This window comes from uncultured Ramlibacter sp., from assembly GCF_936925435.1.
In the GTDB taxonomy this organism is placed as follows: domain Bacteria; phylum Pseudomonadota; class Gammaproteobacteria; order Burkholderiales; family Burkholderiaceae_C; genus Ramlibacter.
Window position 1 is genome coordinate 37,372 of sequence record NZ_CAKZHQ010000007.1, and the last position, 18,632, is coordinate 56,003.

Genomic DNA, 18,632 nt, shown 5'->3' on the forward strand with positions numbered 1-18,632 from the left:
GGGTGGGACAATCGGGCCATGCAGATCGAAGAGAAACCCGAGTTCGCCACGCCCTTCGAATGGATAGGCGGCGAAGACAAGGTCAAGGCGCTGGTCGAGCGCTTTTACGACCTGATGGACCTGGAGCCGGCCTACGCCGAACTGCGCGCCGCGCACGGCAGCCACCTGGAGAAGGCGCGCCAGCACCTGTTCTGGTTCCTGTGCGGCTGGCTGGGCGGGCCGCAGCACTACACCGAGCGCTTCGGCCATCCGCGCCTGCGCATGCGCCACATGCCCTTTGCCATCGGCATCAAGGAGCGCGACCAGTGGCTGGCCTGCATGGACCAGGCCATGGGCGAGACCGGCGTGCCGCAAGCCCTGCGCGAACGGCTCAAGACCAGCTTCTTCCAGACCGCCGACTGGATGCGCAACACCCACGGCTGAGCCTGTGCCGGCGGTCCCATAATGGCCGGATTCCGATTCAAAGGAGGGCTCGCATGTCTACTGGAGGCTGGATTGTCCTGGCGCTGATCGCCGTGCTGGTGGTCTGGGCCATCGCTGTCTACAACGCACTGGTGCAGCGGCGCAACCGCATCGCCAACGCGTTCGGCCAGATCGACGTGCAGCTCAAGCGCCGTCACGACCTTGTGCCCAACCTGGTGGAAGTGGCCAAGCGCTACCTGGCCCACGAGGCTGCCACCCTGGAAGCTGTGGTGCGCGCGCGCAGTGCCGCGGTCGGCGCCGCTGACACGGCGCGCCAGCGCCCGGCCAACGCGCAGGCCGTGCAGGCCCTGGCCGCTGCCGAACAGGCCCTGGGTGGCAGCTTAGGCCGCCTGCTGGTAGTGGCCGAGGACTACCCCGAACTCAAGGCCGACGCCAGCATGCGCTCGCTCAGCGAGGAACTCACCAGCACCGAGAACCGCGTCGGCTTCGCCCGCCAGGCCTACAACGATGAAGTGCTGGCCTACAACGACGCGACCGGGGCCTTCCCGGACCTGCTGGTGGCGCGCCTGACCGGCTTTGCGCCGGCGGCCATGCTGCAGGCCACCCAGAGCGACGCCGAGCGCGAGGCGCCGCGCGTCGCCTTCTGAGCAGGCTGGCGGCCGACGCGAGGGATGCGTTTTTTCGAGCACCAGGACCAGGCCCGGGGCCAGACTTGGCGCCTGCTGGCACTGTTTGGCCTGGCCGTGCTGGCCACCGTGGTCGGCGTGCACGCCGCGCTGGTGCTGTGTTGGCTGCTGCTGGACGCACTGTTGCCCTTCGATCTGCCCTTCCCGCGCCTGTTCCTGGCTGTGAACGTCGGCGTGACGCTGCTGCTGGTCCTGGGCGGCTGGTGGATCGAGACCTCCAATCTGCAGATGGCCGGTGGCGCGCAGCGGCTGGCCCGGCGCATCGGCGCGCGCGAGGCCTGGCCCGCCAGCAGCGCGGCCGAGCAGAGGCTGTGCAACATCGTCGACGAGGTCTGCATTGCCGCGCACATGCCGCGTCCCGAGGTGATGGTGCTGCCACGCAACCAGGCGATCAATGCCTTCGCCTGCGGCTGGGATCCTGAGGATTCGGTGGTTGCCGTGACGCAGGGCGCGCTGGACTGGCTAACCCGCGACGAGTTGCAGGGCATGGTGGCCCATGAATGCAGCCACATCCACGAGGGCGACACCCGGCTGAACATGCAACTGGCTGGCATGGTCTGCGGGCTGGAACTGGTTTGGCGCTTCGGCGATGAGCTGCGCGAGCAAGGCGGTGTGGCCGTGCTGTTTGGCTGGGCCATCATGACCATGGGCTCGTTCGGCTGGTCTGCGGGGCGCTGGCTGCAGGCGGCAGTGGCGCGCCAGCGTGAATTTCTTGCCGACGCGCGCGCGGTGCAATGGACGCGCAGCCGCGACGGCCTGGGCGGTGTGCTGCGCAAAGCCATGGGCCAGCGCGATGCCCGGCACGACGCCAGCGACGGCCCGGCCTTGCCGCGGTTGGCGCAGCACCTGCTGCTGGTGGGGGAGGGCGGTGGAAGCGGTAGATGGTTCGATGCCCATCCGCCACTGGAACTGCGGGTGCGGCGCCTGTACGGCCGGCCCATGCCGGCCTTGCCGCTGACCGCTAGGCCGGACGCCCAGACGGCTTGAGCAACACCACCACGGCGCCGGCGCCGCCCTCGTCGGCGCGGGCCTGGACGAAGGCCAGCACCTCGTCCTTCTGGATCAGCCAGCCCTGCACTTTGGCTTTGAGCACCGGCATCTTGCCCGGCGAGCCCAGGCCCTTGCCATGCACGACACGCACGCAGCGGATGCCCTGCTTGTGGGCTTCGCGGATGAAGGCGCCCAGCGCCTCCCGCGCGTCCTCGCGGCGCAGGCCGTGCAGGTCGAGCTCGCGCTGGATGCTCCAGTCGCCCTTGCGCAGCTTGCGCGTCACGTCGCTGCCAATGCCCGGGCGCCGGAAGCTCAGCGCGTCGTCCACGTCCAGCAGGGTGCTGGCGTCGAACTCGTCGCTGATGGCCTCCAGCAGCACGCGCTGCTCGTCCAGCTGCTGCTGCACGGGAATAGGCGGCGGCTGTTCGGGGGCCAGCCGCACCCGCGGCGGCTGCTTGATGGGTTTGACCGCGCCCACCCCTGTGGCGAAGACGTTCCTGTCGGCCAGGGCGCGGCGCTCGGCCTCGCGGCGAGCGGCTTCCTGCTGCGCCGCCAGCTTCTGCTGCTGCGCCAGGTGGCGCTGCATGGCCTGCAGGTCCTGCAAGGACTTCGCCTTCACAGCAAGCCCTTTTCGGCCATCGACAGCGCGGCGCCCGGCGCGACGATGATGTGGTCCAGCACACGCACGTCGATCAGGGCCAGCGCCGCCTTCAGGGTCTGCGTGAGGGCCTCGTCGGCGCGCGAGGGCTGGACCGTGCCGCTGGGATGGTTGTGCGCCAGCACCACGGCGGCGGCCTGGTGGCGCAGCGCGTGCAGCACCACCTCGCGCGGGTAGACGCTGGTCTGGGTCAGGCTGCCGCGAAACAGCTCCTCCAGCGCCAGCAGGCGGTGCTGCGCGTCCAGGAACAGCACGGCAAACACTTCGTGCTCGCGCCGCGCCAGGTGCAGCTGCAGGTATTGCATCACTGCCCCGGGCGAGCTGAAGACCTCGCGCTCCTTGAGTTGCTGGGCCAGCGCGCGCCGCGCCAGTTCCAGCACGGCCAGCAGCTCGGCCCGCTTGGCGTCGCCGCCCAGACCCTTGACGGCCTTGAGTTCGTCGGCGCTGGTGTGCAAGAGGCCGGCGATGCCGCCGAAGCGCTCCAGCACTTCGTGGGCCATCTGCAGCACGCCGCGGCCCGCCGTGCCGGTGCGCAGCAGCAGGGCCAGCAGCTCGGTGTCGCTGAGCGCGGCCGCGCCGCGTTCCAGCAGCTTTTCGCGCGGCTGGGCGTCGGCGGGAAGGTCTTTCAGGGACATCGGCGTGCGTCCACCGCAGGCGGCTGCGGGAGTTTCTACAATGGAGGCCAGTTTATCGGGACTTCCATGGCCTCCACCTCGCCGCAAGCTGTGCCCCGTGTGCAGCCTGGCTCCTTTCTCACACTGCATTACCGCCTGGCCGGTCCGGGCGGCGACATCATCAACACCTTCAACGACAAGCCGGCCACGCTGACCCTGGGTACGGGCGAGCTGTCACCGGCCATGGAGCAGCGCCTGCTGGGACTGGAGGAGGGCGCGCGCGCCAGTTTCGAGATTCCCGAGGGCGAGGCCTTTGGCGAGCGCAATCCGCAGATGCTGCAATGGGTGGCGCGCAAGCTGCTCAACGAACTGGGCGACGCCGACGAGACCTACAAGGTCGGCGACGTGGTGCAGTTCCCCACGCCCGACGGCCTGGGCCAGTACGCCGGCTCGGTGCAGCAGGTGGGCAAGGACGGCCAGGGCGACGGCAAGGCCGACGCAGTGCTGTTCGATTTCAACCATCCGCTGGCCGGCCAGCGCGTGAGTTTCGAAGTTCATGTGATCGGCGTGCTATGAGCCAGGAACAAGCCAAGGACAGCGCGAGCGAAGAGGTCAACATCCTGCTGGCCGAGCCGCGCGGCTTTTGCGCCGGTGTCGACCGCGCGATCGAGATCGTCGAGCGCGCCCTGCAGAAGTTCGGCGCGCCCATCTACGTGCGCCACGAGATCGTGCACAACACCTATGTGGTCAACGACCTCAAGGCCAAGGGCGCGGTCTTTATCGAGGACCTGAACGATGTGCCTGTGGGCGCCACCCTGGTGTTCTCAGCCCATGGCGTGAGCAAGGCCGTGCAGCAGGAGGCGCGCGCGCGCGGCTTCGAGATCTTCGACGCCACCTGTCCGCTGGTCACCAAGGTCCACGTGGAAGTGGCCAAGCTGGCCAAGGAAGGCTACGAGTTCATCATGATCGGCCACAAGGGCCATCCCGAGGTGGAGGGCACCATGGGCCAGCTGGACCACGGCATCCACCTGGTGGAGGACGTGGAGGACGTGGCCAAGGTGCAGCCGGCGCAAACCGCCAAGCTGGCCGTGGTGACGCAGACCACCCTGTCGGTGGACGACGCGGCCCAGATCTCCGCCGCGGTGCGCGCGCGCTTTCCCAGCGTGCGCGAGCCCAAGCAGCAGGACATCTGCTATGCCACGCAAAACCGCCAGGACGCGGTCAAACTGATGGCGCCGCAGGTGGATGTGGTCATCGTGGTGGGCAGCCCCACCAGCTCCAACAGCAATCGGCTGGCCGAACTGGCGCGCAAGCTCGGCGTGCCCAGCCACATGGTGGACAGCGCCGACGAACTGCGGCCTGAATGGCTGGCCGGTAAGGCCCGCGTCGGGCTCACTGCCGGCGCCTCGGCGCCCGAATTGTTGGTGCGCCAGGTGATCGATCGGATCAAGGCCATGGGCGCGGTCTCGGTGCGCAAGATGGACGGCATTTCTGAGACGGTGAAGTTCCCGCTGCCCAAGGGCCTGAAGCTCGACGAGGGCGTCCAACTGGGGCATCTGAGCTGATGCGCTCCGAAATTGAGAGCGCCTCGGGCAGATTCCGCGGGGGCTACAGCCACTTTTTGCGTGAAACACCGCTGTGGAAGCTGGCCGGGTCCAGCCTGGGCCTGCCCTGCGCCGAGGTCTGGCTCAAGCTCGAGCACCTGCAGGTCGGCGGCAGCTTCAAGGCCCGCGGCATGCTCAACCGGCTGCTGTCCAACCCCATCCCTGCCAGCGGCGTGATCGTGGCATCAGGGGGCAACGCCGGCATCGCCACGGCCGCGGCCGCTCAAGCCCTGGGTGTGCCCTGCGAGGTCTTCGTGCCCATGGTGTCCAGCCCCGCCAAACAGGCCAGGCTGCGCGAACTCGGGGCCACGGTGGTGGTCACTGGTGCTGCATATGCTGAAGCGCTGCAAGCCTGCCTGGCGCGCCAGCAGCAAAGCGGCGCCTTGCTCACCCATGCCTACGACCAGATCGAGGTGGTGGCTGGAGCCGGCACGCTGGCGCAGGAAATAGAGCGCCAGGGCGGATTGCCCGACAGCGTGTTGGTCAGCGTTGGCGGCGGCGGCCTGATTGCCGGCATCGCCGGCTGGTTCGAGCAGCGCTGCCGCGTGGTGGCGTTGGAGCCGGAACTGGCGCCCACGCTGTTCCAGGCGCGCGCTGCGGGCGCACCTGTGGATGTGCAGGTGGGCGGCCTCGCCGCCGATTCGTTGGGCGCCAAGCGCATCGGCGCGATCGCCTGGGAAGTGACGCAGCAGCACGTGAAAGACGTGCTGCTGCTGCCGGATGCGGCCATCCGCAACGCGCAACTGACCTTGTGGCAGCAGTTGCGGCTGGCGGTGGAACCGGCGGCCGCCCTGGGCCTTGCGGCTGTGCAAAGCGGCGCCTACACACCACGGGCCGCCGAGAAGGTCTGTCTGGTGGTGTGCGGCGCCAATCTCGATCCGGCCACGCTGGCCGGTTGAGGCTTACTTCTTCGGGCCATCGTCCTTGTCGGGCGCCGGGGTGATCTCCACCTTGGGCAGGGCGATGGTTTCCTTTTCGGTCGTGATCTTGGGCACGGTCACTTCCTTTTCGACCTTGCTGACCTTCACGTCGGGCGCGTCGACGTTGTACTTGGGCAGGGTGACGTCGCCTTCCTTGGTCTTGCTCACTTCGTACTTGGGAGCGGTGACGCTGCCTTCCTGGGTCTTTTGCACGTCGCAGCCGGTCAGACTGAGCATGCCGGCAGCGGCCAGGCTGGCCAGGAGGTAAGAGGTCTTGCGCATGATGGAACTCCTTGGTGGTTGGATGAAGCCATTGTGAAAAGCAGCCAAGGGGCGGGCGTGTCAGCGCGCAGCCTGTGGCCCTGTCCGCGCCGGCCCCGAAGCCGCCCTCTAAAATGCTGTGATGCTTGACATCACCCTGTTACGAAAAGACCTGCCCTCGGTCGTGGCCCGGCTGGAGGCGCGCAAGAAGCCGCAGGCCTTCCTGGACGTGGACGCTTTCACCGCGCTGGAAGCCGAGCGCAAGGCCATCCAGACCCGCACCGAAGAACTGCAGTCGCAGCGCAACCAGCTGTCCAAGCAGATCGGCCAGCTCAAGTCCAAGGGCGAATCCGCCGACGCGGTGATGGCCCAGGTGGCGGCGCTCAAGGGCGAGCTCGATGCCTCCGCCGCGCGGCTCGAGCAGATCCAGCCTGAGCTGCAGGCCCTGCTGCTGGCCGTGCCCAACCTGCCGCACGAGAGCGTGCCGTTGGGCGCCGACGAGCATGGCAACGTCAAGGTGCGCGATTGGGGCACGCCGCGCAAGTTCGATTTCGCCGTCAAGGACCATGTGGACATCGGCGAGAAGCTGGGCCTGGATTTCGAGGCCGGCGTCAAGCTCAGTGGCTCGCGCTTTACCGTGATGAAGGGCCCGCTGGCTCGCCTGCACCGCGCGCTCGCCCAGTTCATGCTGGACGTGCAGACCCAGCAGCACGGTTACACCGAGTGCTATGTGCCCTACGTTGTCAACGCTGAATCCCTGCGCGGCACGGGCCAGCTGCCCAAGTTCGAGGGCGACCTGTTTGCCGCCAAGAAGGGCGGCCAGGAGGGCGAGGCCGCGCCCGACAACGCCGCGCTGTACCTGATCCCCACCAGCGAGGTGCCGCTGACCAACCTCGTGCGCGACGAGATCGTGGCCGAGGCCGAGTTGCCGATCAAGCTGACCGCCCACACGCCATGCTTTCGCTCCGAAGCCGGCAGCGCCGGCCGCGACACCCGCGGCATGATCCGCCAGCACCAGTTCGACAAGGTCGAGATGGTGCAGATCAGCCATCCCGACAGGAGCTACGAGGCGCTCGAGGAGATGACTGGCCACGCCGAGGCGGTGCTGCAAAAGCTGGGTCTGCCCTACCGCGTGATGCTGCTGTGCACAGGCGACATGGGTTTTGGTGCCAGCAAGACCTACGACCTGGAGGTCTGGCTGCCGGCACAGGCGACTTACCGCGAGATCAGCTCGGTGTCCAACTGCGAGGCCTTCCAGGCGCGCCGCCTGCAGGCGCGCTACAAGACCGCCCAGGGCAAAAACGAGCTGGTGCACACGCTCAATGGCTCCGGCCTTGCCGTGGGCCGGACCCTGGTGGCGGTGCTGGAGAACTACCAGAATGCCGACGGCAGCATCACCGTTCCGGAAGCTTTACGGCCGTACATGGGCGGCGCCGCCAGCCTGCAGCCCTGATCGGTTAGAATTTCAGGCTTCGCACCACGCGAACCGAAACAGGAGCGGTGGCAGAGTGGTCGAATGCGCCGGACTCGAAATCCGGTGTACGGTTATGCCGTACCGTGGGTTCGAATCCCACCTGCTCCGCCATCAAGCCGCTGCCTTGCAGCGGCTTTTTCTTTGGCTTTGCCTTTGTTGTGCCCTTTGTGCGCTTGCAGCATCAGGTAACACCTGTCCGAAACGCTGCGCCTTAAAATTTTCGAATGAAAGGCGTAGTCATGACAGAGCCGCAAGTAGTCACTCGCTTCGTCCAGCTGATGGGGACGGCGGACAAGCTGGGCTTGACGTTGAGTTTCAACCACCAGGAGTTCCTGCTGTGCAAGCCGGATGGCCGGCCCTGGGGCGAGACGCTCAGCCTGGACGATGTGGCCCGGGCGATCGAGGCCTACAACGAGGTCACGGCACACTCCAGCCCGGATGCACTGGCCACCGCTCCCGGCATGCTGGGCTAAGCTGCCCGCCGCGTCCTGGCTTTGGCCGGCGCGGCCTTCTTCGCGGGTGGTTTGACTCCTGCAGCCTTTTCTGTGCGTTTTACCGGCGCCTTCTTTGACGCTGTGGCCTTGCCCTGCAGGCTGCGCTTGAGCAATTCGGTCAGGTCGATCACGGCGGCCCCGCCGGTGGCAGCCGGCGCGTCTTCCAGCTTGGTCACGGTTTCGGTCTCGCCGGCCTTGGCCTTGGCCTGCACCAGCTTCATGATCTCCTCGCGGAAACTGTCGCGGAAGCGGTCGGCGCTCCACTGTGCCGACATGTCGGCGATCAGCTGCTTGGCCATCTTCAATTCGCTGTCCTTCAGGCCGCTTGCCTTGGTGCCGGTGGGGGGAAGCTTCAGGTCCTCCCAGGAGCGGATCTCGCCGCCCCAGCGCAGCAGGTTCAGGACCAGCGCCGGCCCGCAGGGAATGAGCACCGCCAGGTGCTGCTTGGTCTGGATCACCACGGTGGCAATGCCGACCTTGTTGGTCTCCTTGAGCGCCTCGCGCAGCAGGGCATAGACCTTGTCGCCGCGCCCCGCCGGCGCCACGTAGTAGGGGCGCTCCAGGTAGACGAAGGGCACTTCATCGGCGTCGACGAAGCACTCGATCTCGATGGTCTGGGTGGTCTTGGGGTAGGCGGCGGCGATCTCTTCGGCGCTGAGGATGACGTAGTGACCATCCTCCCACTCGATGCCCTTGACGATATTGTCCTTCTCGATTTCCCGGCCGGTCTTCTTGTTGATGCGCTTGTAGCCCACAGGGTCCATCGAGCGCTTGTCCAGCCAGTCGAAGTTCAGGTCGCTCTCGGCGGTGGCCGAATACAGTGCGATCGGAATGTGGACCAGGCCGAAGGTGATCGCGCCCTTCCACAAGGTCCGGGTGGACGTCTTGGCCATGCCTTTGGAGGTGGTTGCCATGGGTGCCCTCAACGCAGCCGTAGCCAGGCCGCGAGGCTCGGGCCCTGCTGTGCGCGCTCCGGCTGCGCTTGCAGTGCCAGACATTCGGCGCGCGCCCACCAGCGCGCGGACAGCCTGTCGAAGGTCTGGCGCGAGCGGTCGGCCATGCACTCCTGGCGGCCCAATGTGTGCAGGTTGGCCGCGATCCGGCGGGCCAGCAGCAAGCGGTGCGCCGGAGCCTGGTTGTGCATGAAGGCTGTCATCAGGGACAGCGTCGCCAGCCACAGCGCATGGCTGGCCTGGCGCAAGGCCAGCGCCTGCGAGTCGATGGGCACGCGCGTCTCAGCCATGACGCAGGGCCGGCGCGGCGGGCAGGGTGGGCAAGAGGATCGGTGCATGGCGGGTCCCGGATGGAGGCCATCCTAGGACTTGCCGCAGACCGGCTCTGTCAGCGCAAGAGGGCAGGCAAGGCCCGCGCTGTCCTACAGCGAAAGCGGGCAGGCTTCAGCCGCCGGTGCCCGGCGCGTTCGGGCGCAGGTGGCGCTTCTTGCCTGCAGCGCGCGCTTCCTCGGTGGTGAACTCGTGGGCGTGGCCGCTCTGGTGCGCGGCGCGACCGCCCAGGCTGGCGATCTCGCGCTGGCGCTGCGGATCCATGGCGGCAAAGCCGCGCAGGCCGCGCTTGGTGCCACCGGCGGCGCCGGCATCGGGAGTGCTTTGGATGGGGTTCATGTTGTCGTCCTTCCTGGGGGGCTGCAAAGCTCGACAACAAATGCTAGACCTGCCCGGACCACAACGGTGCATTTCAAACGCTACAGACAGTAAGTTGCTCGGCAGTTCGCTAGACTTGCCGCATGAAACCGGACACCTCTTCCGCTGCCGCCACGCCTGCGCAGGCCCAGTGGGTGGAGGGTGAACTGGTGCGCAGCCTGATGCGAACCGCCAGCAACACCCAATTGACGGGGCTGGGCCTGATCCCGGTGTTCATCGGCGTGCTGTGGACCGATGCCACGCCCCTGGCCCTGGGGCTGTGGGTGCTGGCTGCCGTGAGCGTCGCGCTGGTGCGCTTTGGCATCATCCGCATCTACACGCGGGACGTGCGCAGCGGTGGGACGCAGGAGCACCTGGACTTTTTGGCACGCTACAGGCTGATCTGGCCCGCCAGCGCCCTGGTCTGGGGGCTGACGACCCTGCTGTACTTCGACCGCTCGCCACTGGCCGACCAGTTCATCTGCTGGCTGATCCTGGCGGGCCTGGCGATGTTCGCGATCAACACCTTGTCCAGCCATTTGGCGACGATGCGCTCTTACCTCAATGTGCTGGCGCTGACGGCGCTGGCCGTGATGTGCTGGCGCATCGGCGTGGAGCTGCGGTTTCACGGGCCGTTCTATCACTACTGGTTGATCGCCCTGTTGCTGATCTTCTGGCAGGTGCTGCGCCAGGCCGGTCTGCGCCTGCACCGCACGCACAGGCAGGCCTTCGAGCTGCAATACCGCAACGATCGGCTGATCGAGTCGCTGACCCGTCAGACCCAGGCGGCGCTGGATGCGGTCGAGATCAAGAACCGCTTCCTGGCCAGCGCGGCCCACGACATCCGCCAGCCTGTCCATGCGCTGGGCCTGTACGCCGACTGGCTGGGCAGCGAGCCCGAACTGGTCGATGAGATCGCGCCCAAGATCGTCGAGTCGACCAAGGCGGTGAACGCCCTGTTCGATTCGCTGTTCGACCTGGTGCGGCTGGACTCCGGCAAGATCAAGCTGAACATCGAGCCGGTGCGGCTGGACAAGCTGCTGCACGACCTGGAGCTGCAGTACCGCCCGCTGGCCGAAGCCAAGGGTCTGGAGTTCCGCGTGCATGTGGTGCCGGGCGAGGTGGTGTCTGATCCCATCTTGCTGACGCGCATCGTCGGCAACCTGATCTCCAATGCCGTCAAGTACACGCAGCGTGGCGGCGTCCTGGTGGCCTCCAGGGCGACGGCGCGCGGCCGCAGCATCGAGGTCTGGGACACAGGCGTGGGCATTGCGCCGGTGCACCAGAAAGAGATCTTCCGGGAGTTCTTCAAGGTCCAGACCCATGCCGGCACCGAAGACAGTTTCGGCCTGGGCCTGTACATCGTGTCGCGCCTGGCCGGCATCCTGGGCCATGCGCTGACCCTGGCCTCGCGGCCGGGACGCGGCACCGTGTTCCGGCTGATGCTGCATCCCACCGACAGGCAGGCGGCGGAGCTCGCCGCCGCTGCCGTCGGCGCGCCTCAGCTGGCCAACATGCCGTGAGTGCGGGCGTAGTGGATGGTCTGGGTGCGGCTTTTCACGCCCAGGCGGCGGAACAGGCGCCAGAGGTGGACCTTGACGGTGTGCTCGCTGATGCCAAGCTCCTCGGCGATCTCGCGGTTGGACAGGCCGCGGTCGAGCATGACGATGAGCTGCTTCTGACGCTTGGACAGCTTGTTGTCGGTGGGGGCCAGCTCTTCGAAGCCGTTGTCCACGTTCATCAGCGCGCGCAGGGCGTTGCCGATCTCGCTGGCGCCTGAGGACTTCTCGATGTAGATGTCGGCGCCGGCCTCGACGCACTGCTCTTCCGCGTCTGCCGCCGGCGAGGCCGACAGCACGGCCAGGGGCGTGTCGGGAAACAACTGCTTGAGCTGGTGCACGCCGGAGGTGCCGGTGGTGTCAGGCAGCTTCAGGTCCAGGCAGATCAGGTCGGGCGGGCCGTGCTGCTTGACGGCGGCGTCCACGCCACCCAGGCGGTCGAGTTCCACCACATTGGCGCCGGGCCGCAGGCGGCGCAGCAGCATCACCACCGCTTCGCGCATCAGCGGGTGGTCGTCAATGACATAAAGGCTCATAGCTTGTGACATTTTCAGCGATCAGTGAATGGCAAGGATACCCGTGAACGCACTAGGACGCTCGTGCTAACTCCTTAGTTCCCGGCTTCCGCAAGGAGCTTCATCACGCTGGCGGCGTCCCTGTCGGAGCGCCACCAAGCCGCGATCCGGGCCAGGGCGTCCGGGTCCTGCTTTTTCAGCATGGCAATGATTTGGCCAGGCTCGCGGCCGGAATCAAAGCCCTCGCTTTGCAGCAGCAGGCTGCCGTCGGCATCGAGCAGCTTGAAATAGAACTTGCCGTCGGCCTCCCGGTACTGCTTGAAGACCGGCAGGGTGGCCTTGGCCGCCTTGTCCTTGGCGGCAGGGCCGGCTTGCGCAGCCAGGTTGCGCAGGCCGACGGCATGGCGCAGTTCGGCCATGAAAGGCGTTGCCCGGGTGCGCGCCTTTTCGGCCCCCGTGCGCAGGATGGCTTCCACTTCGGCGGGATTGGCAACCAGGGCCTGGTAGCGCTCGCGCATGGGCGTGATCTCCCGGTCGATGCGCTCGAACAGCAGTTGTTTGGCGTCGCCCCAGGCAATGCCCTCGGCATAGGCCTTGCGCAGGGCCGCGGTCTCTTCGTCCGAGGCGAAAGCCTGGTAGATCTGGAACAGGGCCGAGCCCTCGGTCTCCTTGGGCTCGCCCGGCGCGCGCGAGTCGGTGACGATGCCGGCGATCTGCTTGCGGATCTGCGCGGGCGGCGCGAACAGGGCGATGGTGTTGTCGTAGCTCTTGCTCATCTTGCGGCCGTCCAGGCCGGGCAGCAGGGCCACCGACTCGTCGATCACCGCCTCGGGCAGGGCGAAGTGCTCGCCATACAGATGGTTGAAGCTGGCGGCCATGTCGCGCGCCATCTCGATGTGCTGGACCTGGTCGCGGCCCACCGGCACCTTGTGGGCGTTGAACATGATGATGTCGGCCGCCATCAGCACCGGGTACATGAACAGGCCGGCAGTGACATCGGTGTCCGGGTCGGCGCCGGCCGCAGCGTTCCTGTCCAGCGCCGCCTTGTAGGCATGGGCGCGATTGAGCAGGCCCTTGCCGGTGACGCAGGTGAGCAGCCAGGTCAGCTCGGGGATCTCCGGGACATCGGACTGGCGGTAGAAGAAGACCTTGTCGGGATCCAGTCCCGAGGCGATCCAGCAGGCGGCGATCTCCAGCGTGGAGCGCTGGATGCGCGCCGGCTCGTCGCACTTGATCAGCGCGTGGTAGTCGGCCAGGAAGTAGAAGTTCTCGGTGCCGGCGCGCCGGCTGGCCTGCACCGTGGGGCGGATGGCGCCTACGTAGTTGCCCAGGTGGGGCGTGCCGGTGGTGGTGATGCCGGTGAGGAAACGGACAGGGGAGGGCGTGCTCATGGCAGTGGTGCGCTAGCGAAACAGGAGATTCAGGGGGGTGAGCAGCAGGCCGAGCGCGGCATAGCCGGCGGTCATCAGGGGCCGCAGCCACCAGGTGCCGACGATGCCAATCAGCACCAGGGCCATCACGATGAAGAAGCCATAGGGCTCGATGCGGCTGACCAGATGTGCCTGCTTCCAGGGCAAGAGACCGACCAGGACGCGGCCGCCATCCAGCGGCGGCAGCGGGAACAGGTTGAAGGCCCACATCACCAGGTTGACTGTCACGCCGGCCCTGCACATCTCGACGAAGAAGCGCTCGCTCACGCCCGTGCCCACCAGCACGGTGAAGGCCGCCGCCCACAAAATGGCCTGGATGAAGTTGGAGACCGGACCGGCAAGCGCCACCCAGACCATGTCGCGCTTGGGCCGGCGCAGCTGGCCGAAGTTCACCGGCACCGGTTTGGCGTAGCCGAACAGGAAGGCGCCCGAGGTGGCGAAGTACAGCATCAGCGGCATCAGGATGGTGCCGAGCGGGTCGATGTGCTTGATCGGGTTGAGCGTGACGCGGCCCATCATGTAGGCCGTGTTGTCACCCAGGTAGCGCGCCACGTAGCCGTGAGCGGCCTCGTGGATGGTGATGGCGAACAGCACCGGTAGCGCGTAGATCAGGACCGTTTGGATAAGGTTGGAGGTGTCCACCGGGGCAATTGTCTCAGACCGTCCTACAAGCCCAGAGCCGCGACGTCGCCGCGGCCCTCTCGCACCACCACGGCATCGCCGCCCGTGCCCATGGGCGTCATGTCGACCACCGTGCTCGGTTGCGAGGGGCAGGCGCCGGCGTCGACCACGGCCGCCACCTGGCGTTCGTAGCGCTCGCGGATTTCCTGCGCATCGTTGAGCGGCTCGCTCTGGCCCGGTGCGATCAGGGTGGTGGCCAGCAGCGGGCCGCCATGCAGTGCCAGCAGTTCCTGCAGCACCTTGTGGTCGGGCACCCGCAGCCCGATGGTCTTGCGCTGCGGGTGGCTGAGCCGGCGCGGCACCTCGCGTGTGGCTTCCAGGATGAAGGTGTAGGGCCCGGGCGTGGCGGCCTTGAGCATGCGGTACTGGCGGTTGTCCACCCGCGCGTAGTTGGCAAGCTCGCTCAGGTCGCGGCACAGCAGGGTCAGGTGGTGCTTGTCGTCGAAGCCTCGGATCTGGCGCAGCCGGTCGGCCGCGGCCTTGTCGTCCAGGTGGCAGGCCAGGGCGTAGCTGGAGTCGGTGGGCACGGCGAGGATGCCGCCGCCCGCCAGCAGGGCGACCGCCTGCTTGAGGAGCCGCACCTGCGGGTTGTCGGGGTGGACGTCGAAGAACTGGGCCATGGGCTGTGAGTATCAAGGTTCCAGCGGTTCCACGCGCATCCGGCTCTCGCGCACGGTCAACCAGGCGCCGGCGGCGCCGCAGACCGCGATCAAGGCGATGCCGGCCAGCGACCAGGCGTCGGGCACATGGGCAAACACCAGCCAGCCGCCCAGCATGGCAAAGCCGATCTGGCTGTAGAGAAAGGGCGTGAGGGTGGCCGCGGGCGTGCGCTGGTAGGCCAGGATCAGCATGAAGTGGCCGATGGTGCCCATTGCGCCCATGAAGCCCAGGGCCAGCCACAGCCACCAGTGCGGCAGGCTGGTCCAGACGAAGGGCAGGGCCATCGAGGCCAGCAGCGTGCCCACCCAGCCGGTGTACAGGTGCATGGTCACCGGGTCCTCGGTGCGCGCCATCCGGCTGGTGATGACCTGGAACCAGGCGTTGGTGGCGACCAGGCCGATGGGCAGCAGGCTGGCCCAGGTGAAGGCCTCGCCGCCGGGCCGGATGATGACCACCGTGCCGATGAAGCCTCCGGCCACCAGCAACCAACGCAGGGCCGAGACCTTTTCCTTGAGCACGGTGGCGGCCAGGACGGTGATGACCAGGGGGGTGACCATGACGATGGCGGTGAACTCGCCCACCGGCATGTACTTCAGGCTGGCGAAGGCGAACAGGCTGCTGGACAGAAGCAGCACACCGCGCAGCACCTGGAACTTCGGGTGCCTGGTGCGCCACACGCCCATGCCGCGCGACGGCAGCACCAGCACCGTCGTGGCCATGGCCTGGAAGAAATAGCGGCACCACAGGGCCATCACCAGCGGCACGAAGCTGCTGACGAACTTGGTCGTGGTGTCCAGCGCGCCAAAGCAGGCGCAGGCCGCGACCACCAGGACGATGCCGGCCAGCGCCGCTGGGGCGCGGCTCACAGGATGCGGTCGGCCAGCAGGTCCCACACCGGCGTGAGTCCGCCGGGCAGATAGGGCAGCCGGCCCAGGTCGGTGTGGCTTTCGCCGGGGCTGTGGAAGTCGCTGCCGCGCGAGGCGGCCAGGCCAAATTCCTTGGCGGTTTCGGCATAGCGCACGTACTCGGCCGCCGTGTGGCTGCCGGTCACCACTTCGACGCCGCGCCCGCCATGGGCCTTGAACTCGCTGAACAGCGCGAACTCCTCGTTGGCGCTGAACTTGTAGCGGCCGGGGTGGGCGATCACGGCCACGCCGCCGGCGCGCGTGATCCATTGCACCGCGTCCTTCAACGAGGCCCAGCGGTGCTCCACGTAGCCGGGCTTGCCCTCGGTGAGGTAGCGGCGAAAGACCTCGCTGGTGTCCTTGCAGTGGCCGGCTTCCACCAGGAAACGGGCGAAATGGGTGCGCGAGATCAGTTTGGGATTGCCCACGAACTTGAGCGCGCCTTCGTAGGCGTCCTTGATGCCCACCTTGGCCAACTGCTCGGCCATCTCGCGGGCGCGGGCGCCGCGGCCACCGCGCGTGTCGTCCAGGCCTTGGAGCATGGCGGCGTCGTCGGGATCGAAGCCCAGGCCGACGATGTGCACCGTCTCGCTGGCGAACGTCACCGAGATTTCCGTACCGGTCAGGTACTGCATGCCGTTGGCATGGGCCGCCGCCGCCGCCCGGTGCTGGCCGCCGATCTCGTCATGGTCGGTCAGTGCCCACAGCTCGACGCCATTGGCCGCTGCGCGCGAGGCCAGTTCTTCCGGCGTGAGCGTGCCGTCGGAGACGATGGAGTGGCAGTGCAGGTCGGCGTTGAGGATGGACACAGGCCGATTCTAGGCCGCCCGCCCTTTTGGCGTGGGCCAGCGGCCGCTTGTCCTTACCGCTACGATGCGGCGCAAACCCGCAAAGGAACCGCCATGCTCGTCGTGCACCACCTGAACAACTCGCGCTCGCAACGGGTGCTGTGGCTGCTGGAGGAACTGGGTCTGCCTTACGAGATCAAGTTCTACCAGCGCGACCCCAAGACCATGCTCGCGCCGCCCGAACTGATGGCCGTGCATCCGCTGGGCAAGTCACCGGTCGTCAGCGATGGCGAGCTGACCCTGGCCGAGTCCGGCGCCATCATCGAGTACCTCGTCGATCGCTATGGCCAGGGCCGCCTCGCGCCCGTGGCCGGCATGCCCGAGCGCCTGCGCTACCGCTACTGGCTGCATTACGCCGAAGGTTCGCTGATGCCGCCGCTGCTGCTCAAACTGGTGTTCGACCAGATCGGCAAGGCCAAAATGCCCTTCTTCGTCAAGCCCATTGCCAACGCCATTGCCGGCAAGGCCAAGGCGAGCTTCATCCAGCCGCAGATCGAGCGCCACCTGGACTACCTGGAAGGCGAACTCGCCGGCGCAGCCTGGTTCGCCGGCAGCGAATTCAGCGCCGCCGACATCCAGATGAGTTTTCCGGTGGAAGCGGCTGCCGCCCGCGGCGGCCTCAACAACAGCCGCCCCCGGCTGATGGACTTCCTGGCCCGCATTCACGGTCGCCCGGCCTACCAGCGCGCCATCGAGCGCGGCGGCGAGTTCGGCATCACCGGATAGTTGGGTTAGTTGAGCGCGCCGGCCTGCTTGCGCACGTCGACCATGGTGTCCAGCGCGCAGGCGATCGCCAGCTTCAAGCCCTGCACGATTTCTTCCAGCCGCATCGATGGCTGGCCCTGCTGCGGCAGCCAGGGCACGTGCATGAAGCCGCCGCGCGTGCCGCGCAGAGCCGGCTGGGTGGCCAGTTCGTGCATCAGGCCGTAGAACACGTGGTTGCAGACAAAGGTGCCGGCAGTCTGTGAGACCTCCGAGCGGATGCCCTCCCGCTGTAGTGCCGCCAGCATGGCCTTGATCGGCAGGCTGCTGAAGTAGGCGGCCGGAGCGCCATCGACCACCGGCGTGTCCACCGGCTGGGCCAGGGCGTTGTCGGCGATGCGCGCGTCGTTGACATTGATGGCCACGCGCTCCAGCGACAGCGCGGCGCGGCCGCCGGCCTGGCCGGTGGCCAGCACCAGCGCCGGCCGGTGCTGGGCCAACTGGGCTCGCAGCACCGCCAGTGCCTCTCCGAATACCGTGGGCAGCTGAGCGGCGACGACGCGATGGCCACCAACCTGGCGGCCATGCAAGGCCTGGGCGGCCATCCAGCTGGGGTTGAGCGCATCGCCGCCGAACGGGTCAAATCCTGTCACAAGGACAGTGGGAAAACTGACAGCGGCAGGGAGGGCGGGGCGTACCATCGCTTCACTCTACAGCACCATACGGAGCACAACATGCGCTGGGAAGGCAACCGCGAATCGGACAACGTCGAGGACCACCGCAGCGGCGGTGGCGGGGGCGGCGGCTTCGGCCTGGGCGGCCGCAGCATCGGCATCGGCACCATCGTCATCGCCCTGGTCGGCGGCGCCATCTTCGGCATCAACCCGCTGACCATCCTGGGCGTGCTCAGTGGCGGCGAGGCCCCGCAGACGCAGCAGGCGCCAGCGCAACGCCCGCCGGCCGACGACCACATGGCCAAATTCGTCTCCACCGTGCTGGCCGACACCGAGGACGTCTGGCGACTGGTGTTCGCCCAGGGCGGCGCCACCTACAAGGAGCCCAGGCTGGCGCTGTTTCGCGGCGCCATTGCCACCGCCTGCGGCCAGGGCCAGTCGGCCATGGGGCCGTTTTATTGCCCGGCCGACCAGAAGGTCTACATCGACCTGAATTTCTACGAGACGCTGAAGAACCGGCTGGGCGCGCCCGGCGACTTCGCCCAGGCCTATGTGATCGCCCACGAGGTGGGCCACCATGTGCAGAACCAGCTGGGCATCACGCAGAAGATGGAACAGATGCGCGGGCGGGTCAGCCAGGCCGACTACAACGCCACCAGCGTCCGGGTGGAACTGCAGGCCGACTGCTTTGCCGGTGTCTGGGCCCACCATGCGCAAAACGCCCGCCAGATCCTGGAGCAGGGCGATGTGGAGGAGGCGATGAACGCCGCCGCCAAGATCGGCGACGACGCGCTGCAGGGTTCGCGCGGCGGCGCCATCGTGCCCGAGAGCTTCACCCACGGCAGCAGCGCCCAGCGCCAGCGCTGGTTTGGCACCGGCCTGAAAACCGGCAGC

Annotated in this window: 24 protein-coding genes and 1 tRNA gene; 12 read left to right on the top strand and 13 right to left on the bottom strand. The window is 67.4% G+C overall.

All coding sequences use genetic code 11. From position 1 onward, the window contains the following. Positions 1–18 precede the first annotated feature (18 nt). The 3 genes from Q0632_RS06785 to Q0632_RS06795 are packed head-to-tail and all read left to right on the top strand — an operon-like array spanning position 19 to position 2,096. Positions 19–423 carry a group II truncated hemoglobin gene (locus Q0632_RS06785; protein ID WP_298926186.1) on the top strand — a complete coding sequence of 135 codons (405 nt, stop codon included), beginning with the start codon at positions 19–21 and terminating at the stop codon, positions 421–423. Positions 424–476: 53 nt separating this feature from the next. Beyond that, positions 477–1,070, top strand: coding sequence for a LemA family protein (locus tag Q0632_RS06790; protein WP_298926189.1), 594 nt, complete (start codon positions 477–479; stop codon positions 1,068–1,070). Between the two features lie 24 nt (positions 1,071–1,094). After that, positions 1,095–2,096 carry a M48 family metalloprotease gene (locus tag Q0632_RS06795; RefSeq protein WP_298926192.1) on the top strand — a complete coding sequence of 334 codons (1,002 nt, stop codon included), beginning with the start codon at positions 1,095–1,097 and terminating at the stop codon, positions 2,094–2,096. Here Q0632_RS06795 and Q0632_RS06800 read toward each other — a convergent pair. Next, complete coding sequence (locus Q0632_RS06800; RefSeq protein WP_298926259.1) at positions 2,071–2,685, bottom strand: Smr/MutS family protein; 615 nt, start codon at positions 2,683–2,685, stop codon at positions 2,071–2,073. The genes Q0632_RS06795 and Q0632_RS06800 overlap by 26 nt on opposite strands. Before the next feature lie 29 nt (positions 2,686–2,714). Further along, positions 2,715–3,392 carry a DNA repair protein RadC gene (gene radC / locus Q0632_RS06805; RefSeq protein ID WP_298926195.1) on the bottom strand — a complete coding sequence of 226 codons (678 nt, stop codon included), beginning with the start codon at positions 3,390–3,392 and terminating at the stop codon, positions 2,715–2,717. 66 nt (positions 3,393–3,458) lie between these two features. On the opposite strand from radC, the gene Q0632_RS06810 reads away from it, so the two are divergent. The 3 genes from Q0632_RS06810 to Q0632_RS06820 are packed head-to-tail and all read left to right on the top strand — an operon-like array spanning position 3,459 to position 5,874. Then, a complete protein-coding gene (locus tag Q0632_RS06810; RefSeq protein ID WP_298926198.1) occupies positions 3,459–3,947 on the top strand; it encodes an FKBP-type peptidyl-prolyl cis-trans isomerase in 489 nt (162 codons plus the stop codon). Further along, positions 3,944–4,936 (top strand): 4-hydroxy-3-methylbut-2-enyl diphosphate reductase, encoded by a 993-nt coding sequence (gene ispH, locus Q0632_RS06815; protein ID WP_298926201.1) that lies wholly within the window; start codon positions 3,944–3,946, stop codon positions 4,934–4,936. Before Q0632_RS06810 ends, ispH begins: the two co-directional genes overlap by 4 nt. Further along, positions 4,936–5,874 carry a threonine/serine dehydratase gene (locus Q0632_RS06820; RefSeq protein WP_298926204.1) on the top strand — a complete coding sequence of 313 codons (939 nt, stop codon included), beginning with the start codon at positions 4,936–4,938 and terminating at the stop codon, positions 5,872–5,874. Before ispH ends, Q0632_RS06820 begins: the two co-directional genes overlap by 1 nt. A gap of 3 nt (positions 5,875–5,877) precedes the next feature. Here the strand turns inward: Q0632_RS06820 and Q0632_RS06825 are convergent, their stop codons facing one another. Next, a complete protein-coding gene (locus Q0632_RS06825) occupies positions 5,878–6,177 on the bottom strand; it encodes a hypothetical protein (protein ID WP_298926207.1) in 300 nt (99 codons plus the stop codon). 121 nt (positions 6,178–6,298) lie between these two features. On the opposite strand from Q0632_RS06825, the gene serS reads away from it, so the two are divergent. The 3 genes from serS to Q0632_RS06840 all read left to right on the top strand — a co-directional run bounded on the left by serS (position 6,299) and on the right by Q0632_RS06840 (position 8,103). Beyond that, entirely contained in the window at positions 6,299–7,609 is a 1,311-nt protein-coding gene (serS, locus tag Q0632_RS06830; protein ID WP_298926211.1) for a serine--tRNA ligase, read from the top strand. 41 nt (positions 7,610–7,650) lie between these two features. After that, positions 7,651–7,741, top strand: a tRNA-Ser gene (locus Q0632_RS06835). Between the two features lie 113 nt (positions 7,742–7,854). Further along, positions 7,855–8,103 carry a hypothetical protein gene (locus tag Q0632_RS06840; protein ID WP_298926214.1) on the top strand — a complete coding sequence of 83 codons (249 nt, stop codon included), beginning with the start codon at positions 7,855–7,857 and terminating at the stop codon, positions 8,101–8,103. Here Q0632_RS06840 and Q0632_RS06845 read toward each other — a convergent pair. The 3 genes from Q0632_RS06845 to Q0632_RS06855 form a co-directional block, all read right to left on the bottom strand. Beyond that, complete coding sequence (locus Q0632_RS06845; RefSeq protein ID WP_298926217.1) at positions 8,100–9,038, bottom strand: Ku protein; 939 nt, start codon at positions 9,036–9,038, stop codon at positions 8,100–8,102. The two genes, Q0632_RS06840 and Q0632_RS06845, sit on opposite strands and share 4 nt — an antisense overlap. Before the next feature lie 8 nt (positions 9,039–9,046). Next, the gene (locus tag Q0632_RS06850) at positions 9,047–9,367 is read right to left on the bottom strand and encodes a hypothetical protein (protein ID WP_298926220.1); all 321 of its coding nucleotides are present in this window, start codon (positions 9,365–9,367) and stop codon (positions 9,047–9,049) included. Between the two features lie 154 nt (positions 9,368–9,521). Beyond that, entirely contained in the window at positions 9,522–9,746 is a 225-nt protein-coding gene (locus Q0632_RS06855; protein ID WP_298926223.1) for a KGG domain-containing protein, read from the bottom strand. 122 nt (positions 9,747–9,868) lie between these two features. Here Q0632_RS06855 and Q0632_RS06860 point away from each other — a divergent pair, with 122 nt between their 5' ends. After that, complete coding sequence (locus Q0632_RS06860; protein ID WP_298926226.1) at positions 9,869–11,287, top strand: HAMP domain-containing sensor histidine kinase; 1,419 nt, start codon at positions 9,869–9,871, stop codon at positions 11,285–11,287. Here Q0632_RS06860 and Q0632_RS06865 read toward each other — a convergent pair. The 6 genes from Q0632_RS06865 to Q0632_RS06890 form a co-directional block, all read right to left on the bottom strand. After that, positions 11,266–11,859, bottom strand: a complete 594-nt coding sequence (locus Q0632_RS06865) for a LuxR C-terminal-related transcriptional regulator (protein ID WP_298926229.1) — start codon at positions 11,857–11,859, stop codon at positions 11,266–11,268. The two genes, Q0632_RS06860 and Q0632_RS06865, sit on opposite strands and share 22 nt — an antisense overlap. A gap of 74 nt (positions 11,860–11,933) precedes the next feature. After that, a complete protein-coding gene (locus tag Q0632_RS06870) occupies positions 11,934–13,229 on the bottom strand; it encodes a tryptophan--tRNA ligase (protein ID WP_298926232.1) in 1,296 nt (431 codons plus the stop codon). Positions 13,230–13,241: 12 nt separating this feature from the next. Continuing rightward, positions 13,242–13,910 carry a site-2 protease family protein gene (locus Q0632_RS06875; protein ID WP_298926235.1) on the bottom strand — a complete coding sequence of 223 codons (669 nt, stop codon included), beginning with the start codon at positions 13,908–13,910 and terminating at the stop codon, positions 13,242–13,244. Positions 13,911–13,933: 23 nt separating this feature from the next. Then, positions 13,934–14,569, bottom strand: coding sequence for an L-threonylcarbamoyladenylate synthase (locus Q0632_RS06880; RefSeq protein WP_298926238.1), 636 nt, complete (start codon positions 14,567–14,569; stop codon positions 13,934–13,936). Between the two features lie 12 nt (positions 14,570–14,581). Next, complete coding sequence (locus Q0632_RS06885; protein WP_298926241.1) at positions 14,582–15,475, bottom strand: DMT family transporter; 894 nt, start codon at positions 15,473–15,475, stop codon at positions 14,582–14,584. Next, positions 15,472–16,323, bottom strand: a complete 852-nt coding sequence (locus Q0632_RS06890; protein ID WP_298926244.1) for a 3',5'-nucleoside bisphosphate phosphatase — start codon at positions 16,321–16,323, stop codon at positions 15,472–15,474. Before Q0632_RS06890 ends, Q0632_RS06885 begins: the two co-directional genes overlap by 4 nt. A 93-nt stretch (positions 16,324–16,416) precedes the next feature. Here Q0632_RS06890 and Q0632_RS06895 point away from each other — a divergent pair, with 93 nt between their 5' ends. Beyond that, entirely contained in the window at positions 16,417–17,088 is a 672-nt protein-coding gene (locus tag Q0632_RS06895; RefSeq protein WP_298926247.1) for a glutathione S-transferase, read from the top strand. A 5-nt stretch (positions 17,089–17,093) separates the two neighbouring features. Here Q0632_RS06895 and pcp read toward each other — a convergent pair whose 3' ends face one another. Then, complete coding sequence (gene pcp, locus Q0632_RS06900; protein WP_298926250.1) at positions 17,094–17,765, bottom strand: pyroglutamyl-peptidase I; 672 nt, start codon at positions 17,763–17,765, stop codon at positions 17,094–17,096. 33 nt (positions 17,766–17,798) lie between these two features. Here pcp and Q0632_RS06905 point away from each other — a divergent pair. Next, on the top strand, positions 17,799–18,632 hold an 834-nt coding region (locus Q0632_RS06905), incomplete at its 3' end, for a neutral zinc metallopeptidase (protein ID WP_298926253.1).